General features: G+C 59.3%; 27 protein-coding genes. 16 read left to right on the top strand and 11 right to left on the bottom strand.

What is annotated here, in order from left to right:
- Positions 1-37 precede the first annotated feature (37 nt).
- Positions 38-1,288, bottom strand: a complete 1,251-nt coding sequence (locus tag QMK54_RS15650) for an OprD family outer membrane porin (RefSeq protein ID WP_320400817.1) — start codon at positions 1,286-1,288, stop codon at positions 38-40.
- A gap of 509 nt (positions 1,289-1,797) precedes the next feature.
- Here QMK54_RS15650 and QMK54_RS15645 point away from each other — a divergent pair.
- Positions 1,798-2,343, top strand: a complete 546-nt coding sequence (locus tag QMK54_RS15645; protein ID WP_110657659.1) for a DinB family protein — start codon at positions 1,798-1,800, stop codon at positions 2,341-2,343.
- 64 nt (positions 2,344-2,407) lie between these two features.
- Here QMK54_RS15645 and QMK54_RS15640 read toward each other — a convergent pair whose 3' ends face one another.
- From QMK54_RS15640 to QMK54_RS15630, 3 genes are all read right to left on the bottom strand, one after another.
- Positions 2,408-3,523 carry a CaiB/BaiF CoA transferase family protein gene (locus QMK54_RS15640; protein ID WP_110657657.1) on the bottom strand — a complete coding sequence of 372 codons (1,116 nt, stop codon included), beginning with the start codon at positions 3,521-3,523 and terminating at the stop codon, positions 2,408-2,410.
- A gap of 165 nt (positions 3,524-3,688) precedes the next feature.
- A complete protein-coding gene (locus tag QMK54_RS15635; protein ID WP_320400816.1) occupies positions 3,689-4,339 on the bottom strand; it encodes a TetR/AcrR family transcriptional regulator in 651 nt (216 codons plus the stop codon).
- Between the two features lie 11 nt (positions 4,340-4,350).
- Entirely contained in the window at positions 4,351-5,136 is a 786-nt protein-coding gene (locus QMK54_RS15630; RefSeq protein ID WP_110657653.1) for an enoyl-CoA hydratase/isomerase family protein, read from the bottom strand.
- Positions 5,137-5,278: 142 nt separating this feature from the next.
- Between QMK54_RS15630 and QMK54_RS15625 the strand changes: the two genes are divergently transcribed.
- From QMK54_RS15625 to QMK54_RS15610, 4 genes are all read left to right on the top strand, one after another.
- The gene (locus QMK54_RS15625; RefSeq protein ID WP_110657652.1) at positions 5,279-6,421 is read left to right on the top strand and encodes an acyl-CoA dehydrogenase family protein; all 1,143 of its coding nucleotides are present in this window, start codon (positions 5,279-5,281) and stop codon (positions 6,419-6,421) included.
- Positions 6,418-7,539: an acyl-CoA dehydrogenase family protein gene (locus QMK54_RS15620; protein WP_223588601.1), complete on the top strand. Its 1,122-nt coding sequence runs from the start codon at positions 6,418-6,420 to the stop codon at positions 7,537-7,539. Before QMK54_RS15625 ends, QMK54_RS15620 begins: the two co-directional genes overlap by 4 nt.
- 181 nt (positions 7,540-7,720) lie before the next feature.
- Complete coding sequence (locus QMK54_RS15615) at positions 7,721-8,176, top strand: glycine zipper 2TM domain-containing protein (RefSeq protein WP_110657647.1); 456 nt, start codon at positions 7,721-7,723, stop codon at positions 8,174-8,176.
- Positions 8,177-8,234: 58 nt separating this feature from the next.
- A complete protein-coding gene (locus QMK54_RS15610) occupies positions 8,235-8,570 on the top strand; it encodes a hypothetical protein (protein ID WP_110657645.1) in 336 nt (111 codons plus the stop codon).
- Positions 8,571-8,585: 15 nt separating this feature from the next.
- Here the strand turns inward: QMK54_RS15610 and QMK54_RS15605 are convergent, their stop codons facing one another.
- Complete coding sequence (locus QMK54_RS15605; protein ID WP_320402916.1) at positions 8,586-9,500, bottom strand: pirin family protein; 915 nt, start codon at positions 9,498-9,500, stop codon at positions 8,586-8,588.
- Positions 9,501-9,621: 121 nt separating this feature from the next.
- Here QMK54_RS15605 and QMK54_RS15600 point away from each other — a divergent pair, with 121 nt between their 5' ends.
- From QMK54_RS15600 to QMK54_RS15590, 3 genes are all read left to right on the top strand, one after another.
- Positions 9,622-10,533 carry a LysR family transcriptional regulator gene (locus QMK54_RS15600; protein ID WP_320402882.1) on the top strand — a complete coding sequence of 304 codons (912 nt, stop codon included), beginning with the start codon at positions 9,622-9,624 and terminating at the stop codon, positions 10,531-10,533.
- Between the two features lie 93 nt (positions 10,534-10,626).
- Positions 10,627-11,442 carry an AraC family transcriptional regulator gene (locus QMK54_RS15595; protein ID WP_223588597.1) on the top strand — a complete coding sequence of 272 codons (816 nt, stop codon included), beginning with the start codon at positions 10,627-10,629 and terminating at the stop codon, positions 11,440-11,442.
- A 110-nt stretch (positions 11,443-11,552) separates the two neighbouring features.
- Positions 11,553-12,626 (top strand): low specificity L-threonine aldolase, encoded by a 1,074-nt coding sequence (locus QMK54_RS15590; RefSeq protein WP_320402881.1) that lies wholly within the window; start codon positions 11,553-11,555, stop codon positions 12,624-12,626.
- Between the two features lie 78 nt (positions 12,627-12,704).
- On the opposite strand, the gene QMK54_RS15585 is transcribed toward QMK54_RS15590, so the two are convergent.
- Complete coding sequence (locus QMK54_RS15585; RefSeq protein ID WP_110657639.1) at positions 12,705-13,628, bottom strand: NADP-dependent oxidoreductase; 924 nt, start codon at positions 13,626-13,628, stop codon at positions 12,705-12,707.
- Positions 13,629-13,698: 70 nt separating this feature from the next.
- On the bottom strand, positions 13,699-14,139 hold the full coding sequence (locus tag QMK54_RS15580; protein WP_320402880.1) for a DoxX family protein: 441 nt from the start codon (positions 14,137-14,139) through the stop codon (positions 13,699-13,701).
- Between the two features lie 195 nt (positions 14,140-14,334).
- Here QMK54_RS15580 and QMK54_RS15575 point away from each other — a divergent pair, with 195 nt between their 5' ends.
- Both QMK54_RS15575 and QMK54_RS15570 read left to right on the top strand, forming a co-directional pair.
- Positions 14,335-15,240, top strand: coding sequence for a LysR family transcriptional regulator (locus tag QMK54_RS15575; protein WP_320402879.1), 906 nt, complete (start codon positions 14,335-14,337; stop codon positions 15,238-15,240).
- An 11-nt stretch (positions 15,241-15,251) separates the two neighbouring features.
- Positions 15,252-15,710: a metallophosphoesterase family protein gene (locus QMK54_RS15570; protein WP_110657633.1), complete on the top strand. Its 459-nt coding sequence runs from the start codon at positions 15,252-15,254 to the stop codon at positions 15,708-15,710.
- Between the two features lie 138 nt (positions 15,711-15,848).
- Here QMK54_RS15570 and QMK54_RS15565 read toward each other — a convergent pair whose 3' ends face one another.
- Complete coding sequence (locus QMK54_RS15565; protein ID WP_110657631.1) at positions 15,849-16,307, bottom strand: winged helix-turn-helix transcriptional regulator; 459 nt, start codon at positions 16,305-16,307, stop codon at positions 15,849-15,851.
- Positions 16,308-16,442: 135 nt separating this feature from the next.
- Here QMK54_RS15565 and QMK54_RS15560 point away from each other — a divergent pair, with 135 nt between their 5' ends.
- The 3 genes from QMK54_RS15560 (at position 16,443) to QMK54_RS15550 (ending at position 18,323) form a co-directional block, all read left to right on the top strand.
- Entirely contained in the window at positions 16,443-17,675 is a 1,233-nt protein-coding gene (locus tag QMK54_RS15560; protein WP_320402878.1) for an MFS transporter, read from the top strand.
- Positions 17,672-17,836: a hypothetical protein gene (locus QMK54_RS15555; protein ID WP_320402961.1), complete on the top strand. Its 165-nt coding sequence runs from the start codon at positions 17,672-17,674 to the stop codon at positions 17,834-17,836. The genes QMK54_RS15560 and QMK54_RS15555 overlap by 4 nt, the downstream gene beginning before the upstream one ends.
- A gap of 61 nt (positions 17,837-17,897) precedes the next feature.
- Positions 17,898-18,323 carry an NUDIX hydrolase gene (locus QMK54_RS15550; protein ID WP_320402877.1) on the top strand — a complete coding sequence of 142 codons (426 nt, stop codon included), beginning with the start codon at positions 17,898-17,900 and terminating at the stop codon, positions 18,321-18,323.
- A 200-nt stretch (positions 18,324-18,523) separates the two neighbouring features.
- Here QMK54_RS15550 and QMK54_RS15545 read toward each other — a convergent pair whose 3' ends face one another.
- Positions 18,524-19,975: a DUF1254 domain-containing protein gene (locus QMK54_RS15545; RefSeq protein ID WP_320402876.1), complete on the bottom strand. Its 1,452-nt coding sequence runs from the start codon at positions 19,973-19,975 to the stop codon at positions 18,524-18,526.
- 676 nt (positions 19,976-20,651) lie between these two features.
- Between QMK54_RS15545 and QMK54_RS15540 the strand changes: the two genes are divergently transcribed.
- The 3 genes from QMK54_RS15540 (at position 20,652) to QMK54_RS15530 (ending at position 22,148) form a co-directional block, all read left to right on the top strand.
- Positions 20,652-20,930 carry a DUF2790 domain-containing protein gene (locus QMK54_RS15540; RefSeq protein WP_320402875.1) on the top strand — a complete coding sequence of 93 codons (279 nt, stop codon included), beginning with the start codon at positions 20,652-20,654 and terminating at the stop codon, positions 20,928-20,930.
- A 277-nt stretch (positions 20,931-21,207) separates the two neighbouring features.
- Positions 21,208-21,861, top strand: a complete 654-nt coding sequence (locus tag QMK54_RS15535) for a hypothetical protein (protein WP_320402874.1) — start codon at positions 21,208-21,210, stop codon at positions 21,859-21,861.
- Between the two features lie 80 nt (positions 21,862-21,941).
- Complete coding sequence (locus tag QMK54_RS15530) at positions 21,942-22,148, top strand: co-regulatory protein PtrA N-terminal domain-containing protein (RefSeq protein ID WP_320402873.1); 207 nt, start codon at positions 21,942-21,944, stop codon at positions 22,146-22,148.
- A gap of 35 nt (positions 22,149-22,183) precedes the next feature.
- Here QMK54_RS15530 and QMK54_RS15525 read toward each other — a convergent pair whose 3' ends face one another.
- Positions 22,184-22,774, bottom strand: coding sequence for a DUF4157 domain-containing protein (locus QMK54_RS15525; RefSeq protein WP_320402872.1), 591 nt, complete (start codon positions 22,772-22,774; stop codon positions 22,184-22,186).
- An 82-nt stretch (positions 22,775-22,856) separates the two neighbouring features.
- Positions 22,857-23,288, bottom strand: a complete 432-nt coding sequence (locus QMK54_RS15520; RefSeq protein ID WP_110657746.1) for a GFA family protein — start codon at positions 23,286-23,288, stop codon at positions 22,857-22,859.
- Between the last annotated feature and the right edge of the window lie 206 nt (positions 23,289-23,494).

Genomic DNA, 23,494 nt, shown 5'->3' with positions numbered 1-23,494 from the left:
CTTATTGTTATGGGGTCAATCCCTGGGTGGACCGGGCTTACCAGAACTTCCAGGTGTAGGTCGTGGCGACTCGAAATTCGTTGTAGTCGTAGCCGTACTTCTGTTTCACGTCGATGTTGCGCAGGTCCAGCCCCAGGCCTTGCAGCGCCCCGCTCTGCACCACGTAGCTGAGCCCGAGGAAACGTTCGCTTTCCTGGTTATCGCTGAGGTTGTTGCCACGGTTCCAGTGGGTGCCCTTGATGTAGCGGGTGTAGAGCTTCAGCCCCGGCATGCCCATGCCGGCAAAGTCATAGCTGTAGCGCGCGCCCCAGGACTTTTCACCCGGGCGGACGAACCCCAGGGACGACCAGTGCACCAGGTAAGGTTGCGGGATATAACCGTTCATCGTCGGGAACACGCTGTCACCGAGCATGCGCTGGTAACTGAGGCCAAACATGTGGGCGCCTTTGAGCAAGGTGAACAAGCCACCGTAGGAGCGGTTGTCGATCTCACCGTTCAAGGCATTGCCATCTTCATTGTTATTAAAGTAGCGCAAGTCGGTTTTAAGTTTGTAGCCATTACCCAGATCAGCCATGTGCATCAGGCCGAAATAGTGTTGCTGATAAATATCGTGCAACACGCCATAGAAATAACTGGCTTGCAGGTTCTTGGTAATGTCGTAAGTTGCGCCGCCGAAGTCCAGGCCGTCACTGTCGAGATTATCGGTAGAGCCAAACTTGTACAGTTTCTCGTGATTGGAGGATTCGCGTGTCACGGCAGACCAGAAACGGCCGCCGGTCATCGTCAACCCATCGATTTCCTTGGACTCGACCACCGCCCCTTGATAGATCGTATCCAATTGCCGACTGGTGTCATCGAAAGCCACCGGCAATTGTGGGCGAAGGTCGCCCACCTTCAACTCGGTCTTGCTGTAGCGCATCTTCAAGGTTGCGCCGGCGCGACTGTAGTCATCGGCCGTCTGCTGTTCGCTGACGCTGTACGGCAGCGAACCGTCGTTGCCCGACGAATCCAGGCGCACGGCGTATTGCGCGTCCACATCAAGGCCGATGGCCAAGGCCGTGTCGGTGTAACCGGAGGTGAACTGCGCATCGAAACCCTGGGACCAACTATGCACTTCAGAAACCGGCGCATTGGTATTGGTGTAGTTACGGTGCAAGTAGAAGTTACGCGTATCCACTTTGAAGTGACTGTCATCAATAACATCGGCATGCACTGCCAATGGCGAACAGATCATCCCCAACACGCTGGCAATACTGAGCCCTCGGCAAGATTGCTTTACCTCATGCATCTAACTTCTCCACATCTGTATGTGCTGGGCACTGTATTTATAGGAGCAGAATTAAACTAAAAACTAAAAGCGCCGGTCTTTTGTTGTTATCGGGTAAAGCGCCTGGTGGGCTCAATGGACCAGTCCGCCATGACGACACGCCTCGTGCCTGTGCAAGGTAAGTCAGTAGACGCCTCGGGGGTATCAAGATGAACAGCATCCGTTGAGGGGTAATCTCCCGCCCGGCTAAAGGTTTCCCTTAGTCCACACCACCCACATAGCGGAAACCGGCACCGACGTCGTGGAAGTGGATGAGCCCTAAACTAGCGATTGCACTGCCTGCCAACCTCCCCGATTGCGCAGGCAATTCTCCAATTGCGCAGCCTGATGCAAAGCGCCTTGGCACTGAACCGGGCCAGAACCCAGGCCTACAGGTAAAGATGTGGCCGCTCTCGACCCAGCGTGTGTAAAAACGCAGAGACTGTTTGGAAAACAGACATCAATATGGGTGACCTGAAAGGAGGAACACCATGAGCCGCACCCGCCATACCTGCCTGATGGCGACCTACAACCAGTGGATGAACGAAAAGATTTGCCAGGCGGCCAACAGCCTGTCCGATGAAGAACTCGCAGCGGACCGCAAAGCATTCTTCGGTTCCATTCTCGGGACGCTCAATCACCTGGTGGCCGGGGATACTGTCTGGCTCAAGCGATTCGCCACGCACCCGGCGAACTACCTGGCGCTGGAGCCGATTCGACAGTTGCCGGCCCCCAGGAACCTCAACGAGTTGCTGTTCTCGAATATCCGCGAACTGTCAGCACATCGAGTATGGCTCGATCAGGTCATTGTCGATTGGTCTCGCTCCATTACCGAGTCGGACCTGGATCACATCCTCAACTACTCAAGCATGCAGGGAGTGCCCGCTGACAAGGATTTTCATGGCTTGCTCATGCACTTCTTCAACCATCAGACCCACCACCGCGGGCAAGTGACGACCTTGCTTTCACAAGCAGGTGTCGACACCGGTGATACAGATCTGGTCATCCTTATTCCATCCGAATCCCGCACACCATAGATATCGCCAGATACGTGCAAGGTTGTCGGCTGGCCAGCGTCAAGGCCAGCGGGATGTCCACAAACTACGAGCGCCAGACAGCGGTGAGGTCATCGCCGTCGAGGCCCGCCATGACCTCGGCCGTGTGCGCACCCCGTGTCGGAATCGCTCCCGGCGTCGCGACCCGGCCGTCAAATCGCGGCGCGGGACTGGCCTGCAGCAGGCCATCGCGTTCGAAATACACGCCCCGCTCCACCATATGCGGATGTTGCGCGGCCTCACGCGGGCTCAGCACTGGCGCAAAGCACACATCGGTGCCTTCGAGCAGATCGCACCAATGCGCGCGCGGCTGGCTGGCGAACACATCGGCCAACAGCCCGCGCAGTTCCTCCCAGCGCTTGCTGTCCCATTGTTTGGCGAAACGCGGGTCATGCTCTAGCCCAAGCTTTTGCAGCAACAGCGCATAGAACTGCGGCTCCATCGAACCCAGCGCCACGTACTGGTCATCGGCGCAGCGATAAGTGGCGTAGAAATGCGAGCCGTCGTGAACGCTTTTGCCGCGCTGCTCCTGGAGCAGGCCTCGGCGGGTCAGTGACATCATCAACTGCATCATGTGCGCCGAGCCGTCGACGATGGCGGCATCGACCACCGTGCCCTTGCCGGTCTGCCGGGCACTGAGGACACCGGCCAGCACACCGACCGCCAGATACAGCGCACCACCACCGACATCGCCGATCAGGGTGATCGGCGAGGACGGCGCTTCGCCGGCCGTGCCGCTGTGGTACAGCGCCCCCGAAAGCGCGATGTAGTTGTTGTCGTGACCGGCGGCACTGGCCATCGGGCCGTTCTGGCCCCAACCGGTCATGCGCCCGTAGACCAGGCGTGGATTACGCGCCTGGCATTCCTGCGGTCCGAGGCCCAGGCGTTCCATGACCCCGGGACGCATGCCCTCGATCAGCACGTCGGCGCTCTCGATGAGTTTCAGGACCGCTTCGCGCCCCTCCGGGGTTTTCAGGTCGGCCACCACCGAGCGCTTGCCTCGGTTCAGCGGATTGACCGGGGCATTGGCCTGGCCGGTGATCGAGACTGACTCGGCACGCTCGACAGCGATGACATCCGCCCCCAGGTCGGCCAGGTGCATGGCACAGAACGGCCCCGGGCCGATGCCACAGATTTCTACGACTTTGATACCTGAGAGCATGTGTTTTTTCCTTTTTCGTCGGGAGCTGACAACGGGGCATTGATCGCGCGCGATGCGCGAAGCATGGCCACTACGCTAGCAGGGCACCCACCCCGAACATGCCCCCCGCGGTGGGGGGCTATAGGGCGAAAAAGGGATTGCATCCCTGCGTGCAGGACCGCGGACTCAAGCAGACGGCGCGCACGCCAAGGCGTTTTCAACGAAAGCCAGCATCTGCGAATGCACCAACTCCAGGTCGACGCCCGCAGGATTGAGCAGGACCTGCAGCATCATGCCGCGCAACGTGCCCAGGAACAGCAAGGCGCCCGTCATCGGGTCCACGTCCGGGCGCATCTCGCCGTTGTCGATGCCTTCGCGGATGTAGCGTGCCAGGTGCTTTTGCACCGAGAGGTTGTACTCGGCGAGGACCTGCACGGTTTCCGAGTCCTGGGTCACCGCTTCAGACATCAGGGCCAATAGCGCGCGGGTATTGACCCAGTCGCCGTCCGGGCGCGCCAGATAGACACTGACAAATCCCTTGAGCGCATCCATCCCCGGGCGCCACTGTGGCGACCGGGCCTGAACCAACTCCATGAACGTCGAGTTGACGAAACCCGCCAGGGCACGCAGCAGACCGGCCTTGTTGCCGAAATGGTGAGTCGCCAGGCCACGGCTGTAGCCCGCCTCCTCGCCCACCTCCGACAGCGTCGTGCCGACCCAGCCCTTGCGCGCAACGATCTGTCGGGCAGCGACCAGCAGGCGTTGTTCCGCCTCGGCGCGACGCTCCAGTTGCGTGCGCCGCGACGTCGGCCGGGTGGTTTTTTCAACGGGTTCCATCGGGTGATTCCTTACTGTCCTGTAAAAACGGGCGTGCGACGTTCGGCCATGGCGCGGGTGCCTTCGGCAAAATCGGCGCTGACAATCTGCCATTCCTGCTCGGACGCCTCGCGATCGATGATCCGGTCAACCGCATCGGCCAACCCCATGCGCAGGGTTTCACGACTGGACATGACCGCGCCGGGTGCCGAAGCGGCGATTTCCTCGGCCAGCTCGCGGGCCTTTTGTCGCTCCGTGCCCGGCTCTGCCAGTACATCGGCCAAACCGATACGCACCGCTTCGCGACCATCGATGCGGCGCCCGGTAGCGATGAGCAGCGAGGCCATTTGCGGGCCGACCAGGCGCGGCATGGTAACCGAAATCCCGAAGCCTTGATGAATGCCGAGCCGGTTGAAGTTGGCCGAGAACCGCGCTTTTTCGCTGGTCACGCGAAAGTCCGCGACCAGCGCCAGGCCCAGGCCGCCGCCGATGGCGGCGCCCTCCACCACACAGATCAGCGGCTTGCGATTGCGAAACAGGCGCACGGCCGACTTGTAGACGCGACGCGGGTATTGCGGGTCGCGCTGATCGGCACCCGAGAAGTCGGCCCCGGCACAGAACACCTTGCCTTCAGCCTGCAGGATGACGACCCGGCACTGTGGCAAATCGTCGAGGTATTGCAGTGCGTCGGCCAGGTCATTGATCAGCTCGGCATCGAAAAAATTCAATGGCGGACGATTGAAATCGAGGATCGCGACATGGCCTTCAAGGTTCAGTGTCAGGCCGCGGCCGGGGATAAAGGAGGTGTTGGTCGACATGAAAGCTCCGTTTCTTTGGCGATGTTCAAGAGTGGCAGCGGCTTGATTCGCTGCCAAGGTTGCTGTTAGCTTATTTACTTGTTGGGCGTTCAGCAAGTTAGAAAACAAGACCACCACCCACTCTTCACATGAGCAAAAAGCCATGCAGGCACTCGATATCCGTCCCTGTCAATTGGACGCCAAAACACAGGCTTTACGGGCCGAAGTGCGCGAATTCGTCGCCGAAACACTGAAGGACTACCCGGCCCACGAACGCGCGAAAAACTGGAATGGCGCCGACCCTGAATTCAGCCGCAAGCTGGGCCAGCGCGGCTGGCTGGGCATGACCTGGCCCAAGCGCTACGGCGGACAGGAACGCAGTGCCCTGGAACGTTATGTGGTGCTTGAGGAGCTGCTCGCCGCTGGCGCGCCGGTCAATGCGCACTGGATCGCCGAGCGTCAATCCGGTCCGTTGCTGATGAAGTTTTCCCCCGATGTGCTGGCGCCGCGACTGATGCCGGCGATTGCACGCGGCGAACTGCTGTTCTGCATTGGCATGAGCGAGCCGAATGTCGGTTCCGACCTGGCGTCGGTGCAGACCAGGGCGGTCAAGACCGAGGGCGGCTGGGTCGTCAACGGCAGCAAGGTCTGGACTACCGGTGCCCACCGCTGCCACTACATGGTCACCCTGCTGCGTACCGGTCCGAAAGATGACAGCAATCGCCACGCGGGCCTTTCGCAACTGTTGATCGACATGCACGCCAAGGGCGTCACGGTACGTCCGATCTACAACATGCTGGGCGAGCACGACTTCAATGAGGTGTTCCTCGACGATGTGTTTGTGCCAGACGACTTTGTCATCGGCCAGCCAGGCGATGGCTGGAAGCAGGTCGGCGCTGAACTGGCGCTTGAACGCAGCGGCCCGGAACGCTACCTCAGCAGCACCCAGCTGTACCTGGAAATGCTCGACGCCGCCGACCCCGAGGATTCGCGCCACAGTGTCAGCCTCGGTCGCGTCGCCGCGCGCTACGCGGTGCTGCGGCAGATGTCGCTGGGCGTCGCCGGCATGCTCGCTCGCGGCGACAACCCGGCAACTCCGGCAGCGCTGGTCAAGGATCAGGGCGCCCTGCTCGAACAATCCCTGCCCGACCTTGCCCATGACCTGTTTGGCGGCACCCGCCAACCCGGTTCCCGACTCGACCAGGTGATGCGTTACCTGACCCAGACCGCCCCGTCGTTTTCCCTGCGTGGCGGCACCCGCGAAATTCTTCGCGGCATCATTGCCAGAGGATTAGGACTGCGATGAACCAGGCCACCCACTCTCAAGCGCTGGACGACAGTGCTCCATCCCAGTTGCAATCGATCATCGCCGACAGCGTCGAGCGCCTGTTCGCCGAACAGATCACGCCTCAGGTGCTGGCCAGTTTCGATGCCGGCCACGCCGCGACAGCGTTGTGGCAACAGGTGGTCGAGCAAGGCCTGCCCGGCGCCCTGATGGCCGAAGAAGCCGGCGGCAGCGCCGCGAGTTGGCTGGAAGTCAGCCCGGTATTGCGCGCCATTGGTTACTGGAGCGCGCCACTGCCTTTGGGCGAAACCATGCTCGCCTCGTTGTTGCTGGCCCGTGCCGGTCTGGAGGTGCCCGAAGAGCCCATCACGCTGATCCAGATCGGTCGCCTCGGTGAGCTGGTCTTGACCGCGGAGGGTCATCTCGACGGCCGTACATTCAATGTGCCGTGGGCCCGCAGCAGTCGCTGGGCCGTGGTCGCCGATGGCACAGGACAGGTGGCGCTGGTGGACCTGCGCCAGGCCACCGTCAGCCTGGAGGCCGGCAGCAACTTTGCCGGCGAGGAGCGCGACACCCTGCACTTCGCCCATGCTCGCACTCACGCCGTTGGCCACCTGCAACTGGCCGATGTGCAGGAGCCTGTCTGGGTCTTCGGTGCGTTGATCCGTGCCTGTGCGCTGGTCGGTGCGCTGGAGTCGAGCCTGGACAAGGCCGTCGGTTACGCCAATGAACGCGCCCAGTTCGGCAAGGCCATCGGCAAATTCCAGGCGATCCAGCAGCAATTGGCGCAGATGGCCGGTGCCATCGGTGCCGCGCGCATGGCGACCCAGGTTGCCTTGCGCAGTGCCTGCGAAGTGCTGCAAGCCGACGCCGGTAGCCGCAGCTGCCTGGCGTTCGATGTGGCCGTGGCCAAAGTCTGCGCTGGCGAGGCCGCCACCCTGGCGACGTCTATCGCTCATCAGGTTCACGGGGCCATCGGCTTCACCCACGAGCACACCCTGCATTTCACCACCCGCCGCCTGTGGTCGTGGCGCGATGAATTCGGCAGCGATTCGCAGTGGGCTGAAGTCCTCGGCCAGGCAGCGATCGCGGTCGGTGGCAAGGGCTTCTGGGCGGGACTGACGCAGCGCCAGTTCTGACAACAGGCACTGTCGAAGGCCCCTCAGTCAACCTGCGTCAATGACGCCTATGAGCCGGCACCCGTAAAGCGGGTGCCGGCATTTTGCGCTTGGCGCCACATTGATAGCAGAGGCCGCTTTTTCGTCTAACGTCAATGGATGCTTTTGCATGATCCACTTCCTCTGAAAATGGAGTTCGACGATGAAAACTATTGTTTCCTGGCTGACGATTACGCTGCTTGGTCTAGTGCTTGGTGCCTGTTCCGCGGTCGACTCCGTGAGTGGAGGCGCAGGCGAGACGGAGATTCGCTCGGGTAAGATCGAGCAGATTACCCAGACCCAGATGCAGACCAATCACGATAGCGGCGTCGGGGCCATATTGGGTGGTATCGGCGGTTTAGCCCTGGGAAGCCTGATCGGCCAGGGTACGGGCCGGGATGTGGCAATGGTCGCGGGAGCCCTCGCTGGCGGGGTAGGCGGCAACTACGTCGAAAAGAAAAAATATGATCAGCCCATGGACGCCCAGCAGATCATCGTCCGCACCCACAGCGGCGTACTGGTCCAGGTGACCCAGCCGATCAACCCCGCGTTGAAAAAAGGCATGAACGTTTATGTCGAAGGTTCCGGCAACGAAGCGCGGGTAGTGCCACAAAGCTAGTGGCAGCCAGGGTAATGGATGCAGATGTCTGTCTTGACCCTTGAAGGGGTGACACCCGATGAGCGAGAACAAATCGCCTGTCAGCCTCGATGAAGATATCTGCGTTCATGTCTTCACCGCCTCCGCCGCCATGGTGGGCGTCTGCATCACGGTGATCGGGATATTCCAGGTCATCACCACGCTGAGAAGTGAAAACTCGCTGGGTGATGACTTTCTTGCGATCAACGCCATTTTGTACCTGATCACCACCCTGCTTTCCTACTGGACGTTGCGCACCCAGAAAATCAACCGCAACCCCTTGCTGGAAAAGCTCACCGATGCCCTTTTCCTGATAGCGCTGACCTGCACCACCGGCATTGCCGGCTTTATCACGTGGACCATTACCCTGAAGTAATTTTTTCGGCTCGGATTATTTGAAAACCGGCACGCTGGCTGACGCGTTGGGCTTTTTCAGGTACTCACGCAACCGGGCACCCATCTCGGCAATCTTCGTCTCACCTGCCCGTAAGGCTTGCGGGTTGGTATGCACCGAGTAGTTGCCCAGCGCGAGATCGTAAGGATGAGGTTGCGCTGAACCGATCACGAAGACTGTATCTTTTTGCGGCGCGGTGAGCGTAACGGCATCGTTGCCGCGTTCGAAGATGGCCATCTCTCCCGCGTTGATCAACCCTGGTGCGGACAAAGCGCCCCGACTGACACTCAACCACAACGACTCGTGCCCATTGGGCGGCACATAGGTCCAGGACTCCCCGGCTCGCAGCGTGACTAGCAGGTAGTTCATGCCGACGGGAGCGCGGACCGGACTCTGGACGCCCAGGTAGGTGCCGAGGATCAACCGCGCCGGCCCCACTTCAGGCATCGCGCTTGACTCCAGGTATTGGCTGTCGACACTGGCGTTTTCCAACGCTGGCGGCAATGCAACCCACAGTTGAAAACCCTGAATCCGTTTCGATGTACCGACCGACATTTCCTTGCCGTGCCAGACCCCGCCTCCCGCGCGCATCCACTCGACACCGCCGTAGTCAATCATCCCCTTGCCTGAATCAGCGTCCTCGAAGCGCAGATTGCCTTCGGTAATGACCGTGACGGTGGCGATCCCCGAGTGCGGGTGCAGTGGCATGCCGTTGATGAATGAGCTCTCGCCTTCAAACAGATCAAGGAACACGAAGGGTTTGACCAGGTGGCCGAGATCGCCAGGGCTCATCAACCGGACAATCGCGCCATGCCCGCTGCCTGTGGTGCGGTAGCTGATTGCGCGATGAGTTTCGGGTTCGCGTGCAGGACCTGGGTCAATGGCGATGTGAGGTCGTGGCTGAAGGTTCATCATGATCACTCGAAGTGGGAAGCCTCTGGGCTCGATGCCTAGAACAATAGAGCGAGGCCGATTACTTTATTAGCCGGTACAATTGGATTGCACTCGTCCACTCACGTCAGGAATGACCGGCATGCTCGACCTCAATGACATCGCCATGTTTGTCCAGGTGGTACGCTGCGGCAGCTTTGCCGAGGCGGCACGACGGCTGGGCATGCCAGCCAATACCGTGAGTCGCCGCATCCAGCAACTCGAAATGCATCTGGGTACGCGGCTTCTGCAACGCTCCACCCGCAAGCTCACGCTCACCAGCGCTGGCGAGGATTTCCATGAGCGTTGTGCAGGCGCAGTCGATGGTCTGCTCGAAGCCGGACAGGAATTGATCACGGGCAGTCACGAGCCCAGTGGTCTGGTGCGCGTGGCGGCACCGGCAGACTTCTTCGATTTCTTCCAGATGGACTGGGTGAGCGAATTTCTCGCCGCACATCCGCGCGTACGGCTCGACTTCGTGCTCAGCGATGCAAAAGCAGACTTGATCGCAGAGCAGATCGATGTCGCCTTTCGCGGCGGCGCCTTGCGTGACTCCGGTTTTGTCGGCCGGCAGATCCTTGATCCGCGCAGCGTCGGGATGGTCGCCAGTCCTGCCTACCTTGCGGCGCGTGGCTCACCACGCACGCTGCAGGACCTGGTGAACCACGACTGCGTGATATCTGCGCATCCCGGCAGCCACGCCACCTGGCGTCTGGTCGGTCCGAACGGTGAGGAAGAAATACAAGTGGCCGGGCGCTTCAGCGGCAATACCGCCCAGGCATTGCGCAAGGCTGCCGTGGCGGGCCTCGGCATCGCGCTGCTGCCGCCGGTGATGGCCAGGCTTGAAGTAGAGGCCGGCCTGCTGGTCCCAGTACTGGCACAATACCAACCCAAGGGCTACGGCCTGAACGTGCTGTACCCGAGCCGTCGGCAGCTACCGCTTGCGGTATCGGCGTTCATCGCTTTGGTGATCCAGAAAATGAATGCGCTGGACGCACCGACGGTGTATCAGTAATCGCGCCCATTGCCGGCAACGCATCGACCCCTGACTCTTGTGAGCCTGAACCTTGCGTGTCTCGCCCTCCTCGCCGATTGTTGAACGAGCCCCATGACTGAGCATGCCAAATACCATCACGTGTCCGAAGTACCAGGCCTGGTGCTCGGGTCCGCACGCTTTGTAGACAACGGTTTCGATCGCCATTACCACCTCGATTTCCACATCGGCTTTGTCACCGAAGGCATCCAGCGTCATCGATCCAAAGGCGAGTCGTTTCTTTTGGGGCCGGGAAGTATTGCACTGATGCCGCCGGGTGAAATCCACGATGGTGTGCCCGAGGGCGGTAGTGTCTATACGCTCAAGACATTCCGTCTGTCCCAGGCGCTGGTTGCGAGCATGACCGAAGAGATCAGCGGCCAACCGAGCGAGCTTGAGTTGGCCGGTGTGCTGCTCGAAAACGCGGGGCTTGTCGGCCACCTGCACGGGTTGCACGAAGCGATGCAGCAGGCTGTCGGCCCCGGCAACCTCGCGCTGCAGACGCAATGGCTCACCCTCGTTGAACACCTGTTGAGCCAGTCACGGGCGATCAAGCCCGAGACGATTACCGGCACGCTATCCCCCCTGCAATGGTCTCGCGTCAGGGACTATTGTTTCAGCCATATCGATGAACGAATCACCCTCGATGATCTCGCCGGGCTGTGTGGGCTGGGCCGCTTTGCGTTTCTCAAGCAGTTCAAGCGCACCGTCGGCATGACGCCGCACGCGTGGCTGCTGCGCCTGCGTCTCGAACGGGCCTGTGGCCTGCTGTCACGCAGCGGCCAACCGATCATCGATGTCGCCCAGGCCGTTGGCTTTTACGATCAAAGCCATTTCAATCGCGCCTTTCGCCAGGCATTTGGCGTCGCGCCCTCGCGCTACAGGACATAGGGCGTCGGCCATCGGACGACCGTCAATTTTTTACAAGCGCCTTAACCATCCTTCTCCATAGGATGCGTCAATCCGGGCGAAACACCTTCGCCCGCACAGGCGAGATTTGGATGATGAACGGTGAAACAAACAGAGTGCCCGCGCTGGGTTTTTCAAGTGACAACATCGCCGGCGCATCGCCAGAGGTGGCGCAAGCCATCGTGAAGCACAGCACGGGCCAGGCGGGCCCCTATGGCAGCGACGAATTGACGGCGCAGGTCCGGCGCAAATTCTGCGAGATCTTCGAGCGTGACGTGGAGGTGTTGCTCGTGCCCACCGGCACCGCCGCCAACGCCCTGTGCCTGAGCGCGATGACGCCACCCTGGGGCAACATCTACTGCCATCCGGCCAGTCATATCAACAACGATGAGTGCGGCGCGCCGGAGTTCTTTTCCAACGGTGCGAAGCTGATGACCGTCGACGGCCCGGCAGCCAAGCTGGATATCGTCCGCCTGCGCGAGCGGACTCGCGACAAAGTCGGCGACGTGCACACGACTCAACCCGCCTGCGTCAGCATCACTCAGGCCACGGAGGTCGGCAGCCTCTACACCCTGGACGAGATTGCAGCCATTGGTGAAGTCTGCCAGTCATCCTCCCTTGGGTTCCATATGGATGGGTCCCGGTTTGCCAACGCCCTGGTGTCGCTTGGTTGCTCCCCTGCCGAGATGACGTGGAAGGCCGGCGTCGATGCCCTGTCGTTTGGTGCCACGAAGAACGGCGCGCTGGCGGCGGAAGCCATCGTCCTGTTCAACACCTCGCTCGCCACCGAATTGAATTACCGGCGCAAGCGTGCGGGCCATCTCTTCTCGAAGATGCGCTTTCTTTCCGCGCAGATCGATGCGTACCTGACCGACGATCTCTGGCTGCGCAACGCCCGCAAGGCCAACGCTGCCGCCCAACGCCTGGCGCAAGGGCTTGGCGGCCTGGGCGGCGTTGAAGTGCTGGGCGGCACCGAGGCGAACATCCTGTTCTGTCGGCTGGCCCCGACAATGATCGAAGCACTATTAAAGGCCGGCTTCGGCTTCTATCACGATCGCTGGGGGCCGAACATCGTGCGCTTTGTCACCTCGTTCGCCACCACCGCCGAAGATGTCGATCACCTGTTGAATCAGGTGAGGCGAGCGGTTGATCAGATCCACGAGTAACGGTCGTCACACAATACAGCGGCAGATGGGCGTCTCCAGTTTCGACGCCCAACTCTACGAACAAACTCTGGCAACCACTTACTTCGTGGTATCGAGGACAAGCCTGCCGCGTAAGTGACGGCCCATGCTTTTCTCGATCGCAGCTTTTGCCTCACTCAAGGGATATGCCTCTACGTCGACCGTGAGGTGCCCCTTGTCGAACAGTTCGGCGATGAGCGAGAGCTGCCGGCCATCCGAGCGAGTGGCAAAGTTGGCGGGGGTCACGCCGTAGTCGTTGGCCAGCGAGATGTTCGGCAGGCTTACGGGCGATACCAGCACTCCGTGTTTTTTCAGTACCGCAAACGAACGGGTTTGCGTTTCGCCACCCACCAGGTCCAGTACCACGTCGAGGCCGGATACCAGCGCCTCGAAGGCCTGAGTCCTGTAGTCGATGGTGTAATCGGCACCGATTTCCTTCAGGTAGGCATGATGCTGTGCCGAGGCTGTTGCGTAGACTTCAGCGCCCAGGTACTTGGCAATCTGCACGGCCATGCTGCCCACACCACCGGCCGCTGCGTGGATCAACACTTTCTGTCGTCGTTGCACGCCAGCGTGTTCGGTCAGTGCCTGCCAGGCCGTCAGGGCCGTTGCGGGCGCAGCGCCGGCCTGCAAGATACCGAGGGATTTTGGTTTGATCGCCAGCTTGGAGACCTGGGCAATCGCTTTGGTTGCATAACCACCGACGATGTTGATGAAGCCGAACACTTCATCGCCGATGCTGAATTCAGTGACGCCCTTGCCCAACGCGACGACGGTGCCGGCCACTTCCACACCCGGGGTAAAAGGCAGCGGCAAAGGAATGAACGCTTTCATGGCACCCGACAGGACTTTCCAGTCAATCGGGTTCACCCCTGCCGCGGCGACATCGATCAGCACTTCACCGACACCGGCGACAGGGTCTGCAACATCTTCCAGGCGTAAAACTTCAGGACTGCCGTATTCGTACACGCGTATGGCTTTCATGGAGGTCTCGACTATTCAAAAAAGGAGAATGCATTGCGCCGCGAGGGGCTGACCTTCGCAGCGCGGGGGATCAACGACGGCGGGCATCGAGGCTGAAGCGACCGGCACCGAAGGCCACGACTTGCAGCAGGCCACCGGCCATCGCGATGTTCTTGAAGAAGTGGATGAACTGATTCTGGTCGCCCAGCGCGTTATGGAACGCCAGTGCGGTGAACACACTGAACACTGCCAATACGGCGGCGACGGTGCGGGTGCGATAGCCGGCGATCAACGCCAGGCCGCCGCCGATCTCTACAATGATCGCCAGCGCCAGTGCCAATTGTGGAAGCGGAAGCCCGACCGAACCGATGTAGCCGACCATCATCGCCGGAGCGGTCAGTTTCGAAAAACCGGAAAGGATGAAGATTGCGCTGAGCAGTACGCGGCCGATCAACGAGGCCGAGGCTTGGGTCACGTCGGAACGGCTCGGTTCAGAGGTGTTTGTTTGAGCGATGTTTGCAGAAGTCGTCATGGGGTATTTCCTTCAATTGGGTGCGATTCGACAGGAACCGTCCGGGTGAGGAAATGTTGCTCTTCGTCAGCTAACCTGAATAGCTGACTAATTTAGATCACTAAGTTCGATAAATTAGAAAAGCAAACCCACATCGCCGGTTAAGGAGTTCATTCGTGCCATTTGCCAAGCGACATCTGACTCAAGGAAATCGGCATGATCTCTGACCCCGGTACACCGACACTGGACCAACTGCGCGTGTTCCTGACGGTCGTGGAAGTCGGCAGTTTTGCGGCGGCCGCGAGAAAACTGCACCGTGCCACCTCGGTCATCAGCTACTCGATCGCCAATCTTGAAATGCAGCTTGGCGTGTCGCTGTTCGACCGCCAGACCACCCGCAAACCCCAACTCACCGATGCCGGTCGCACCGTGTTGGCCGAAGCCAGGACCATTGCCAACGGCATTCATGGGCTACGCGCCAAGGTCAAGGGCTTGCTGCAGGGGCTCGAAGCCGAAGTTCATGTGGTGCTCGATGTCATGCTTCCCCCCGAGCGCGTGGTGGATGCACTGAAATCCTTTCGCGAGGAATTCCCTACGGTTGCCCTGCACCTGCATATGGAAGCGCTCGGCGCGGTCACCGACCTGGTGATCAACCGTGGGGCGATCGTCGGCGTCAGTGGCCCCATGAACGAGGGCATCGACGGGATCGAAAGAATTGGCGTCGGCAGTGTCGAGTTGATTCCGGTGGCTGCACCGAATCATCCACTGGCCTCAAGTGACGACAATGCTCCTGGCGCCGGGCGAGAGTTCACGCAGCTGGTGCTGTCCGACCGCTCGCTTCTGACCAAGGACAAGGACTTCGCCGTCCTCAGTAACCGCACCTGGCGCCTGGCGGACCTGGGCGCCAAGCACATGCTGCTGCGTGAAGGCATTGGCTGGGGAAACATGCCCCGGCCGATGGTCGAAGAAGACCTGCAAGCCGGTCGGCTGGTGCGTCTGAACTTGCCGGAATACCAGAGCGGCATTTATGCCTTTGACGTCATCTACCGCACGGACCTGCCGCCGGGACCGGCCGCGAGATGGCTGATTGAGCGATTCGTTCAACAAAGTTCGGTGCGATAGGTGGCTGTTTTATGAAAGTCGGCGTTATCTCAGACACCCACGGCTTGCTCCGCCCCGAAGCCATCGCCGCCCTGCAAGGCTGTGATCGCATTATCCACGCGGGCGATATCGGCAGTTCACAGATCCTTGAGCAACTGGCCGCTATCGCACCGGTGGATGCCGTGCGTGGCAACAATGACCTGGACGCGCCCTGGGCGCGCGAGTTACCCGATTGTCTGCGCCTGGACCTCAATGGCTGGAAGGTTCTGCTGGTGCATGACATGGCCGATGTGGCGGCCAATCTCGATGACGGTATCAAGCTGGTGATTACCGGGCACTCGCACAAGCCGGGCATCGACTGGCGCGGTGAGCGGCTGTTCCTCAATCCGGGCAGCGCCGGACGTCGACGCTTCACGTTGCCTGTCACGCTGGCGTTGCTTGAAGTGCAGGCCCAGTCAATCGAACCACGGCTGGTGGCACTGCTCGACTGACGACCGCCGAGGGCTTGAGCAGCGCGACACTCCAATCGCGTACCTCATGACGTGCAAAACCGCACACAACGTTTGGGCAGTGTATCGGTGCGGGGGGAGATCAACCCCGGACGACGGCTGCCCTTGAACTCGATCGATTCATGACTCGTCGGCAACCACCCTGACCCTGTGGCAATCGGACGGTCCGAGTTTTTGACCACTCAATGAGCGCACTTCAATCGGCATCAGGGACTGGCCGGACTCATTGTCCAGCAACACAGAGCGCGTCTCTTGCGGCTTGAACAGGAAACGTTCGCCCCACTGCCGCATGCTGACCACCACCGGAAAGATCTCCCGGCCTTTGTCCGTCAGGACGTACTCCTTGTAGGCACTGCCATCCGACGCCGGTTGGACGTCGAATACTCCGACCTCAACCAGCGTTTTCAGGCGCGATGCCAGGATATTCTTGGCCACCCCCAGGCTTTTCTGAAATTCGCTGAATCGGCGAATGTCGTCAAACGCGTCGCGGATGATCATCAGCGACCATCGATCCCCAATGGCCTCCAGTGTTCTTGCTACCGGGCATTCGCTGCTTTGCGATGAAGGGTCTTCGACCATCGTAATTACCTTTTGGATTAGGACTGCCACGTCCGTCGTTCAATCCTGAACAATGTGGTTGCAATTTGAAACCTGATTCAGTAACAATCGAATCCAGTTTTCAATTGAAACCAGTTTAGCGCCACGGAGGCTCATGTGACAGCAGATACCGACTCAGCCATCCATCCTTTTGTCACACAGGCTCCGGGACTTTCTCCGGCACTCACGTTTTTATTTTCTGTCGCCAGCGCGCTGGCCGTCGCCAACGTTTACTTCGCTCAACCCTTGCTCGATTCAATGGCCCGGAGCCTGGGTGTTGCTTCATCGATGATCGGGGTTGTGGTGACGGCGACTCAGGTCGGTTATGCGCTGGGGTTGCTGTTCATCGTCCCGCTGGGCGACTTGTTGAACCGTAAAGGACTGATCCTGACGCAAGCATTGCTGTCTGCAGTGGCACTGGCGGGGGTTGGCGCCGCACAACAATGGCTGACCCTGTTGGGGGCCATGATCGTCGTGGGTTTGCTGGCGGTGATGGTCCAGGTGCTGGTGGCCTGCACCGCCGCGCTGGCAACACCGTCGCAACGTGGCCAGGCCGTGGGAACCGTCACCAGCGGCATTGTCCTGGGCATACTGCTGGCGCGATTCACCTCCGGGCTGATCGCCGATCTGGCGGGCTGGCGCGCCGTGTATTTCGTTTCCTCGGGGCTGATGCTGATCCTCGCCGCGGTGTTCTGGAAAACGCTGCCGCCTGTGGTGTCCCCACACAATCGATACACCTACCCGGCACTCATCCGGTCGCTCTTCACGCTGTTCATGACCGAGCCGGTCTTGCGCATCAGGGGCCTGCTGGCCTTGCTGATCTTTGCCGCTTTTTCCGTGCTGTGGACATCCATGGTGCTGCCGTTGAGCGCCCCGCCGCTGGCGCTTTCACACACGCTCATCGGCATGTTCGGCCTGGCAGGCGTCGCTGGCGCCCTGGCTGCCAGAAGAGCCGGTCGCTGGGCCGACCAGGGCCTGGGGCAACGCGTGACCGGCATTTCGCTGGCGATCCTGACGCTGTCCTGGCTGCCCATCGCGTTTGCGCAGGCGTCACTGATCGCGCTGGTGTGCGGAGTGATCCTGCTCGACTTCGCCGTGCAAGCCGTACACGTCACCAATCAGAGCCTGGTTTTTGCGGCACGACCTGACGCGCAAAGTCGCATGGTCGCTGCCTACATGTGCTTTTACTCGGTGGGCAGCGCAGTGGGAGCTGCCGCCGCGACGCAGGTTTATGCGCTATGGGGCTGGATAGCCGTCAGCCTGCTGGGCGCCTCGATCAGCGCGATGGCCCTGGCGGTGTGGTTTCTCACGCTGCATGGCTCAACGAACCATCAAGGAAGAACCGCATGAAGACCCTACACCTCTTGCTCGCCATTTCGATCATGGCCATATGGGGCGTGAATTTCTCGGTGATCAAACTGGGACTCGCGACTGTCAACCCGCTGCTTGTATGCGGATTGCTAATAGATCTTGACGATGCCACGCGTGAGTCTGATTGCCTCACTGGCTGACTTCACCTAGGCTTTCCAACCCGCTCAGCACACAAAATTACCCGCCAAAGGAGAAGGCGCCATGATGATAGATAAAGCTTGCCCGGTGGTGCTACGGAGCCGTCAAACGCTAGAAATCCTGGCTTTTGAACATCCATTGGCCGGTCTGCAATTGGTCAAAGGGAGTGTCGAGCCCGGTGAGTCTACTGATGTGACCGCTGCACGAGAGCTGGTAGAAGAGGCAGGAATTCAAGGTGCGGTAGTGCGAGATCTGGGAACGTGGTGCTCGCGTATAACAGGACATACATGGGCATTCCATGAGTGTCACGTCGCACAAGAGCTCCCCGATACCTGGGTTCATCATGCTGAAGATGACGGTGGGCATGCGTTCAGATTCTTTTGGCATCCATTGGTGAGCGAGCCCTCTGATGCATGGCATCAGATTTACAAAGATGCGCTAGGATTCCTGAGATTTAAACTGGCTACACGCCTACCATCTCTCCCTTGATGATCATCCATCGTCGGAACGCAACACCTGCAGTACCGGCGCCCATTCGCCGGCCTTGAATTCGGTGCTGGAGATTTGCCGCAGTTACCCAATCCGCGTTCCAAGGACTCGAATGTGAAAATAAAAACAAACAAAATCCTAGTCTCCCCCCCCGCTCCTCTCTACCAATCCCGGGGGGCACATCCTGAGCAAAAGTCGCACTACTTCGATACCACCAGCGCCGGTGGCTGCCAGCTGCCTTCGCCAGCAGGAAGAATCGAAGGCGGTGTGGTCTTCGGCCAGTAGAGACGCATCACCAGATAGACCGTGTCGTCAGGCGCCGGCAACCAGTTGGCTTCCTTGGCCTTGCCGGGGGAGTCCTTCTGGATATACAGCGTCAGCGAACCATCCGCGTTCTTCTTCATGGCCGACAACATCGGCGAATTGATCAGGTAACGGTTGATCGGGTTTTTGATCAGCAGTTGGCTTTTGCCGTCGTACATGGTCACCGACCAGAAGGCATTGACCGGTGGCAGCTTTCCAGCGGGGAAGGTCAGCGTGTAGTTGTGCTTGCTGGTATCGAGCGTCTTGCCGGTGCCGTCGGTGCGGGTATAGGGGTACATCGCCTCGACGGCGTCATTACCGTACAGTCCGCCCTTCGCGGCGCCGGCACGCATCAACCAGTCGGCCTTGTAGAACGCCTGGTCGCCGAAGAACGCACCGACGTTCCAGCCGTTGATATTTTTCATACCGCTCGAGAGAAACCTGTCGACTTTCTCGTCGCCAGCCTTCATCCCCAGCAAGACCACAGCCTTGTGCTCCAGCGACAGGTCTTTGAATTCGAAGCGCCGGTCGGGGCCTACGCCGATGCTGGCCAGCTTCGCCCGGATTGCCTTGTCGTCAGCCGATGGCGGCACATACTCCAACGCGGCCGACAGGTACTCGAAGAAATTGTCCTTGATACCAGCCGTGGTGGCCGGTACGAAATCAATCTTCGGCGCAGCGGGCGGCGCGGGTTGATGGAGGAAGGCGGAAAGCGGCTGGACCTTGTAACCCGCCTGAACCTTCTCGACATTCGGCATGTCGGCTGGATTGAACAACTGGGTCCGGATCAACGTCAGTGCGAAGGGGGTCGTGGAGTTGAACACTTTATCGATGCCGCGGGGTGTCGCCCCCTTCCAATCGGGGCCTGCAATCAGATAGCTCCCGGGTGCGCTGGCAGTTGCCCGGCTGCCGATGTAGCCGTAGTTATAGGTGTTACCGTCGATAAGTTGCACCGAGTAGTAGCGCTTTTTCGAGACTGCGGGCACCGTAATCACCAGAGGTTCGGCCCGCAGGTCGGCCCAAAGTATCGAATACGGGGTGTCGCTGTTTGGCGTAATGACGGCGGTGTCAGCGGGCGTCGCGACCCGATGCTCGTTGGACAGTTGGTTAAAGGGGGCCTTGAACTGGCTGGACCTGGAGTCCACCGCGAACTCATTCATCACGGCGTAGTTCATGACCAACGGCAAGCCGTAGACAAAGCCTTCCTCGGCGATCGCCTTGGTCTGCTCCAGACTCGGCGCGGGCACGCCCTTGGCCACATCGGCTTGGTCTGCCTGCGTGATCGGATCGGTCTTGCTCGCACACCCTGTGAAAAGCGTTGAACCCACTACGACGACTGCCGCAGCCATTGTCCATCCCCTGTTAAACATCCTGTTCATTTCCACCTCGTTAGTTTTGAGCAAGCTGGCTTCGTGAGTGTTTATGGCCACGGCGAAACAATCTGAATGCCTGAACCCTCCCCCGATTTTTTTCAATAGTGCCAAGTCATGTTGGTGGTCAGATCTTCAATACAGGGGCGAAGCACCCACTCACAGGTCCGGGGAGTGTAGATCACGTTGAGCCAGCATCCCCTTGCGCCAGGATCGTGCCCGTCATTTGTACGGTTTACCGCCATGATGAATACAATATGCAAGCCAATTGCGGACAGTCAGAGAGCTGACTGCTATGTTTCCCAGATTGACTCTTGAGGTCCGCCAGCGACTGTTATGGGGCGCTCGCAGTCGGTCACTTGCGCCTCAATTCGAGTTCACCCCGACTAAGCCGACTCAATTAAAAGCACTGATTCATCCTGCGTGACAATCCGTCATGACATGTCATGACCTCTTTAAAAAACCGACTTTGACCAGCAAATACGGGGTTTAAAGGACGAACGGTCAAGAGGCGTCAAGCGCGGGGAATTGCCGGGAGTTTGCAGCCACTACAGGCTTTTCAGGTGGGCACGTTCGTCGCTGTCAAGTGAACTTCACTTTCATCACGTGTCACATTAGGTCCCCGTCAAGTGAACTTCAGCAGAGGTACAGCTTAATGAACATGGCCACAGTAGTAAGTGCCGTGATTTCGAGTCTCGCACCCAGTGTCTTTGACCAGAACGGCCTGCAAGCGCCAGGTGCACATGTCTCAGCCGTCGATTACCACTACGGAATGGACATCGATGTGAAACAGCTCTTGCAGCGCACCGATACATCCGACAAGACCGGCGTGGTACCGGTGACCCTGGTCTACCTGGACAGCCAGGGCGAAGTCCAGAAGATCCGTTTCCTCGAATGGGGTGGAAGCCCTGCCAACCCCGCCAGCATTGCCTGATCCGCTCGCCGAGAGTGTTCCGGGCCTCGCCGCCCCCCCAGAAGTGGAAGTTGAACCGTCGATGCACTCAGTGCGATTGAGGTTTTTTGTTACCTGAAAATGGACATGATCGAATGATTAAAAGCTCATTCGCGAAAATCGCCATTATCTTGCCGGCGTAACGCGGCAAGTTTATTTAATAATAATTACTGGATCCTGATTGCAATCAGTAACGGCAAACTCCAATCAAGCCGTGCCGAGAGCCATGTTGATTCACTATTGAAGTCAGGAGGTCACCATGGAACTTAGTATGTTCTCTTCGTCCACCGTGGAATATATGCGTTTGGGCGTTGTATATTTTCATCTTATCGCCTGCTGTGTGGCAATCGGGCTGGTGTTGACCAGTGATATTGCAATGGTCAAGCAACTCCTGAAGGGAGATGTGTCGGGTCACCAGGATGACGCGCACATGGAAAGCCTTCAAAAAACCGTATCGCTTGCACTTGTAGCGCTCTGGATTACCGGCATTGGTATTATCGGCATCGATTATGCCGGCAAGGGAATGGAGTATTTCCTCAATCCAAAGTTACAAGCCAAGATCGGCATCGTTGTACTGCTGACCTTTAATGGTTTCCTGTTGCATAGCGCTGTATTGCCGGCGCTGAAAAAAGCCGGTTCGATACTCAAACTCTCCTTCAACTTGCGCATGCTCGCGCTGTTCTCCGGCGCCCTCTCTGGTGTGTCGTGGTTCTATGCCGCCATGCTCGGTGTTGGTCGCCCATTGGCCTGGAAGTACTCGCTGGTCGAGTTGCTGGCCGCCTATCCGGTGCTCATCGTCGGTGGATTTGGCGCGATGGTACTGCTCACTGCCTGGGCAAAAAACAAAGACGCTGAAGGCCGTATGGAGCAACGCACCTGGGACAGCAGAAACGCTGCCCTGGCTGGATGGTAACGCTAAGCCCGTTCAGCTTTAGCCCACGAATTCGCTGTTAACTTTTACTAAATCTCACTTTTTCCCTTGAGGATAATCAAATGAAATCCATGAAAACTCTCTTCGTAATCGCCGCTCTGACCGCTTCTTCCCTGGCCATGGCCACGGGTGGTGGTGACAAGAACTTCAATCGCATGGAGGCGGCCCGCAAAGTCTCGATGGAAGCCTTCCAGGTTGCGCAGAAACAGAAGGCTGAAGCCGCTGTGGCTCAAAGCAAGGCCAAGGCAAGCGATCGCACCAACGGCTGATCGGTGTAGTACAGGCTGGGGCAAGCCTTGGGTGTTCACTCTCGCGAAGGGGTCGTTTCTTTGCGCAGCGACCGCCTGACCTCAGCCTGTACGGCATAGGCCGGCGCCTCCACGGCATTGAAATCCTGTGTATAGCGCCGGGCAAATCCCGCCACTCCCCACGCCTGATACTGCTGCACATGCTTGAGTTCGTGCGCCCAGAGCGCAATGTCCTGCTCTGCGGCTTGAGCGTCGCGGAAGAGGATGATGTCGATCAGCGTCACGGCACCGACATCGGGGTTTTGCAGCATGGCAGTGGCGGCGCTGAATTGGCCGTTGTCGCTGATTTTGTAGCGCGCGGTATCGAGGACGTCGGGGTCGTACCAATGCAGCAGTTGCTCACGGATGTGCGCTGGAATCGGCTGGATGCCGGCACTGGCTGCTTCGGCGCGGGCTTGGGCCAGCCACAGCGCCAGGGCCGGCGCGGCGATCTGGTAGATGCCATCGGGCACCACGTCCGGCAGGCAGATGCAGTCGTCCAGGCAGACTGGTTTCTCGCCGGCCGGACAGTCGTTGGCCTGGGCCGGCACTTCAAGCGTCAGGCCAAACACAAGCAGCGCCAAAAGGCACGTGATGATGGGCGACATTGGGCGCTCCATGTAGCGGGTAGCGGTGAACCGGTTCCGGGCCAGGCTACCCATTCATCCCTATGCCGACCAGGCGCCTGAATCAATCATTGACCCGCAGTTCTTGCAGAATAAACCCCAGTGAATCCGGGGCTGCGCAATGACTTTTTTCCGAACGGTGTTCATCCCACGGCATCGCGTCATCGGTGCAGAAATCGCCAACACATTCCATGTGCAACTCGACATCGAGCAGCCCGAGCGGAATCCAGAAGTAAGGCGTTTCTCGAAGCGGATTTGGCACCGTCGAGCCGCAGCTTGCGCAAAAGTCATTTCTGTAGCCGCTGGATTTGCGCCAACTGCTGATCGCCTCTTGCCCACTTTCCCATCGAAAGTCGCGGGCATTGACCAGCGTCGCGAGATTATGGCCGACCCCGGTTTGCTTGCGACACAGGCTGCAATGGCAGCGATAGAAAAATCGTGGTTCAACGGCCAGGCAAAAACGTACCGCCCCGCAAAGACATTGTCCTGATGCCATGTGTAGCTCCCTTGAAGAATGACTCATCCGTGTTTGCTTCTATCATGAAATTTGGTTCTTCACGCATTCCCGGGAAACTGTAGGAGCCGGCTTGCCGGCGATGGACTCCAACGCGCCGCGGTTATCCAGTTTGTACGCGTTATCGTTAACCACCATCGCTGGCAAGCCAGCTCCTACAAGGGACCGCGTCCGGGTCGAAATGATGT

The organism is Pseudomonas sp. P5_109 (assembly GCF_034009455.1).
Taxonomy (GTDB): Bacteria; Pseudomonadota; Gammaproteobacteria; order Pseudomonadales; family Pseudomonadaceae; genus Aquipseudomonas.
This window is presented reverse-complemented; position numbering and strand designations above follow the sequence as displayed.

What these genes read in the sequence shown, in the direction of transcription:
- QMK54_RS15650 (WP_320400817.1), bottom strand. Translation starts at nt 1,288, where the DNA reads ATGCATGAGGTAAAGCAATCTTGCCGAGGGCTCAGTATTGCCAGCGTG.
- QMK54_RS15645 (WP_110657659.1), top strand. Translation starts at nt 1,798, where the DNA reads ATGAGCCGCACCCGCCATACCTGCCTGATGGCGACCTACAACCAGTGG.
- QMK54_RS15640 (WP_110657657.1), bottom strand. Translation starts at nt 3,523, where the DNA reads ATGCTCTCAGGTATCAAAGTCGTAGAAATCTGTGGCATCGGCCCGGGG.
- QMK54_RS15635 (WP_320400816.1), bottom strand. Translation starts at nt 4,339, where the DNA reads ATGGAACCCGTTGAAAAAACCACCCGGCCGACGTCGCGGCGCACGCAA.
- QMK54_RS15630 (WP_110657653.1), bottom strand. Translation starts at nt 5,136, where the DNA reads ATGTCGACCAACACCTCCTTTATCCCCGGCCGCGGCCTGACACTGAAC.
- QMK54_RS15625 (WP_110657652.1), top strand. Translation starts at nt 5,279, where the DNA reads ATGCAGGCACTCGATATCCGTCCCTGTCAATTGGACGCCAAAACACAG.
- QMK54_RS15620 (WP_223588601.1), top strand. Translation starts at nt 6,418, where the DNA reads ATGAACCAGGCCACCCACTCTCAAGCGCTGGACGACAGTGCTCCATCC.
- QMK54_RS15615 (WP_110657647.1), top strand. Translation starts at nt 7,721, where the DNA reads ATGAAAACTATTGTTTCCTGGCTGACGATTACGCTGCTTGGTCTAGTG.
- QMK54_RS15610 (WP_110657645.1), top strand. Translation starts at nt 8,235, where the DNA reads ATGAGCGAGAACAAATCGCCTGTCAGCCTCGATGAAGATATCTGCGTT.
- QMK54_RS15605 (WP_320402916.1), bottom strand. Translation starts at nt 9,500, where the DNA reads ATGAACCTTCAGCCACGACCTCACATCGCCATTGACCCAGGTCCTGCA.
- QMK54_RS15600 (WP_320402882.1), top strand. Translation starts at nt 9,622, where the DNA reads ATGCTCGACCTCAATGACATCGCCATGTTTGTCCAGGTGGTACGCTGC.
- QMK54_RS15595 (WP_223588597.1), top strand. Translation starts at nt 10,627, where the DNA reads ATGACTGAGCATGCCAAATACCATCACGTGTCCGAAGTACCAGGCCTG.
- QMK54_RS15590 (WP_320402881.1), top strand. Translation starts at nt 11,553, where the DNA reads ATGATGAACGGTGAAACAAACAGAGTGCCCGCGCTGGGTTTTTCAAGT.
- QMK54_RS15585 (WP_110657639.1), bottom strand. Translation starts at nt 13,628, where the DNA reads ATGAAAGCCATACGCGTGTACGAATACGGCAGTCCTGAAGTTTTACGC.
- QMK54_RS15580 (WP_320402880.1), bottom strand. Translation starts at nt 14,139, where the DNA reads ATGACGACTTCTGCAAACATCGCTCAAACAAACACCTCTGAACCGAGC.
- QMK54_RS15575 (WP_320402879.1), top strand. Translation starts at nt 14,335, where the DNA reads ATGATCTCTGACCCCGGTACACCGACACTGGACCAACTGCGCGTGTTC.
- QMK54_RS15570 (WP_110657633.1), top strand. Translation starts at nt 15,252, where the DNA reads ATGAAAGTCGGCGTTATCTCAGACACCCACGGCTTGCTCCGCCCCGAA.
- QMK54_RS15565 (WP_110657631.1), bottom strand. Translation starts at nt 16,307, where the DNA reads ATGGTCGAAGACCCTTCATCGCAAAGCAGCGAATGCCCGGTAGCAAGA.
- QMK54_RS15555 (WP_320402961.1), top strand. Translation starts at nt 17,672, where the DNA reads ATGAAGACCCTACACCTCTTGCTCGCCATTTCGATCATGGCCATATGG.
- QMK54_RS15550 (WP_320402877.1), top strand. Translation starts at nt 17,898, where the DNA reads ATGATGATAGATAAAGCTTGCCCGGTGGTGCTACGGAGCCGTCAAACG.
- QMK54_RS15545 (WP_320402876.1), bottom strand. Translation starts at nt 19,975, where the DNA reads ATGGCTGCGGCAGTCGTCGTAGTGGGTTCAACGCTTTTCACAGGGTGT.
- QMK54_RS15540 (WP_320402875.1), top strand. Translation starts at nt 20,652, where the DNA reads ATGAACATGGCCACAGTAGTAAGTGCCGTGATTTCGAGTCTCGCACCC.
- QMK54_RS15535 (WP_320402874.1), top strand. Translation starts at nt 21,208, where the DNA reads ATGGAACTTAGTATGTTCTCTTCGTCCACCGTGGAATATATGCGTTTG.
- QMK54_RS15530 (WP_320402873.1), top strand. Translation starts at nt 21,942, where the DNA reads ATGAAATCCATGAAAACTCTCTTCGTAATCGCCGCTCTGACCGCTTCT.
- QMK54_RS15525 (WP_320402872.1), bottom strand. Translation starts at nt 22,774, where the DNA reads ATGTCGCCCATCATCACGTGCCTTTTGGCGCTGCTTGTGTTTGGCCTG.
- QMK54_RS15520 (WP_110657746.1), bottom strand. Translation starts at nt 23,288, where the DNA reads ATGGCATCAGGACAATGTCTTTGCGGGGCGGTACGTTTTTGCCTGGCC.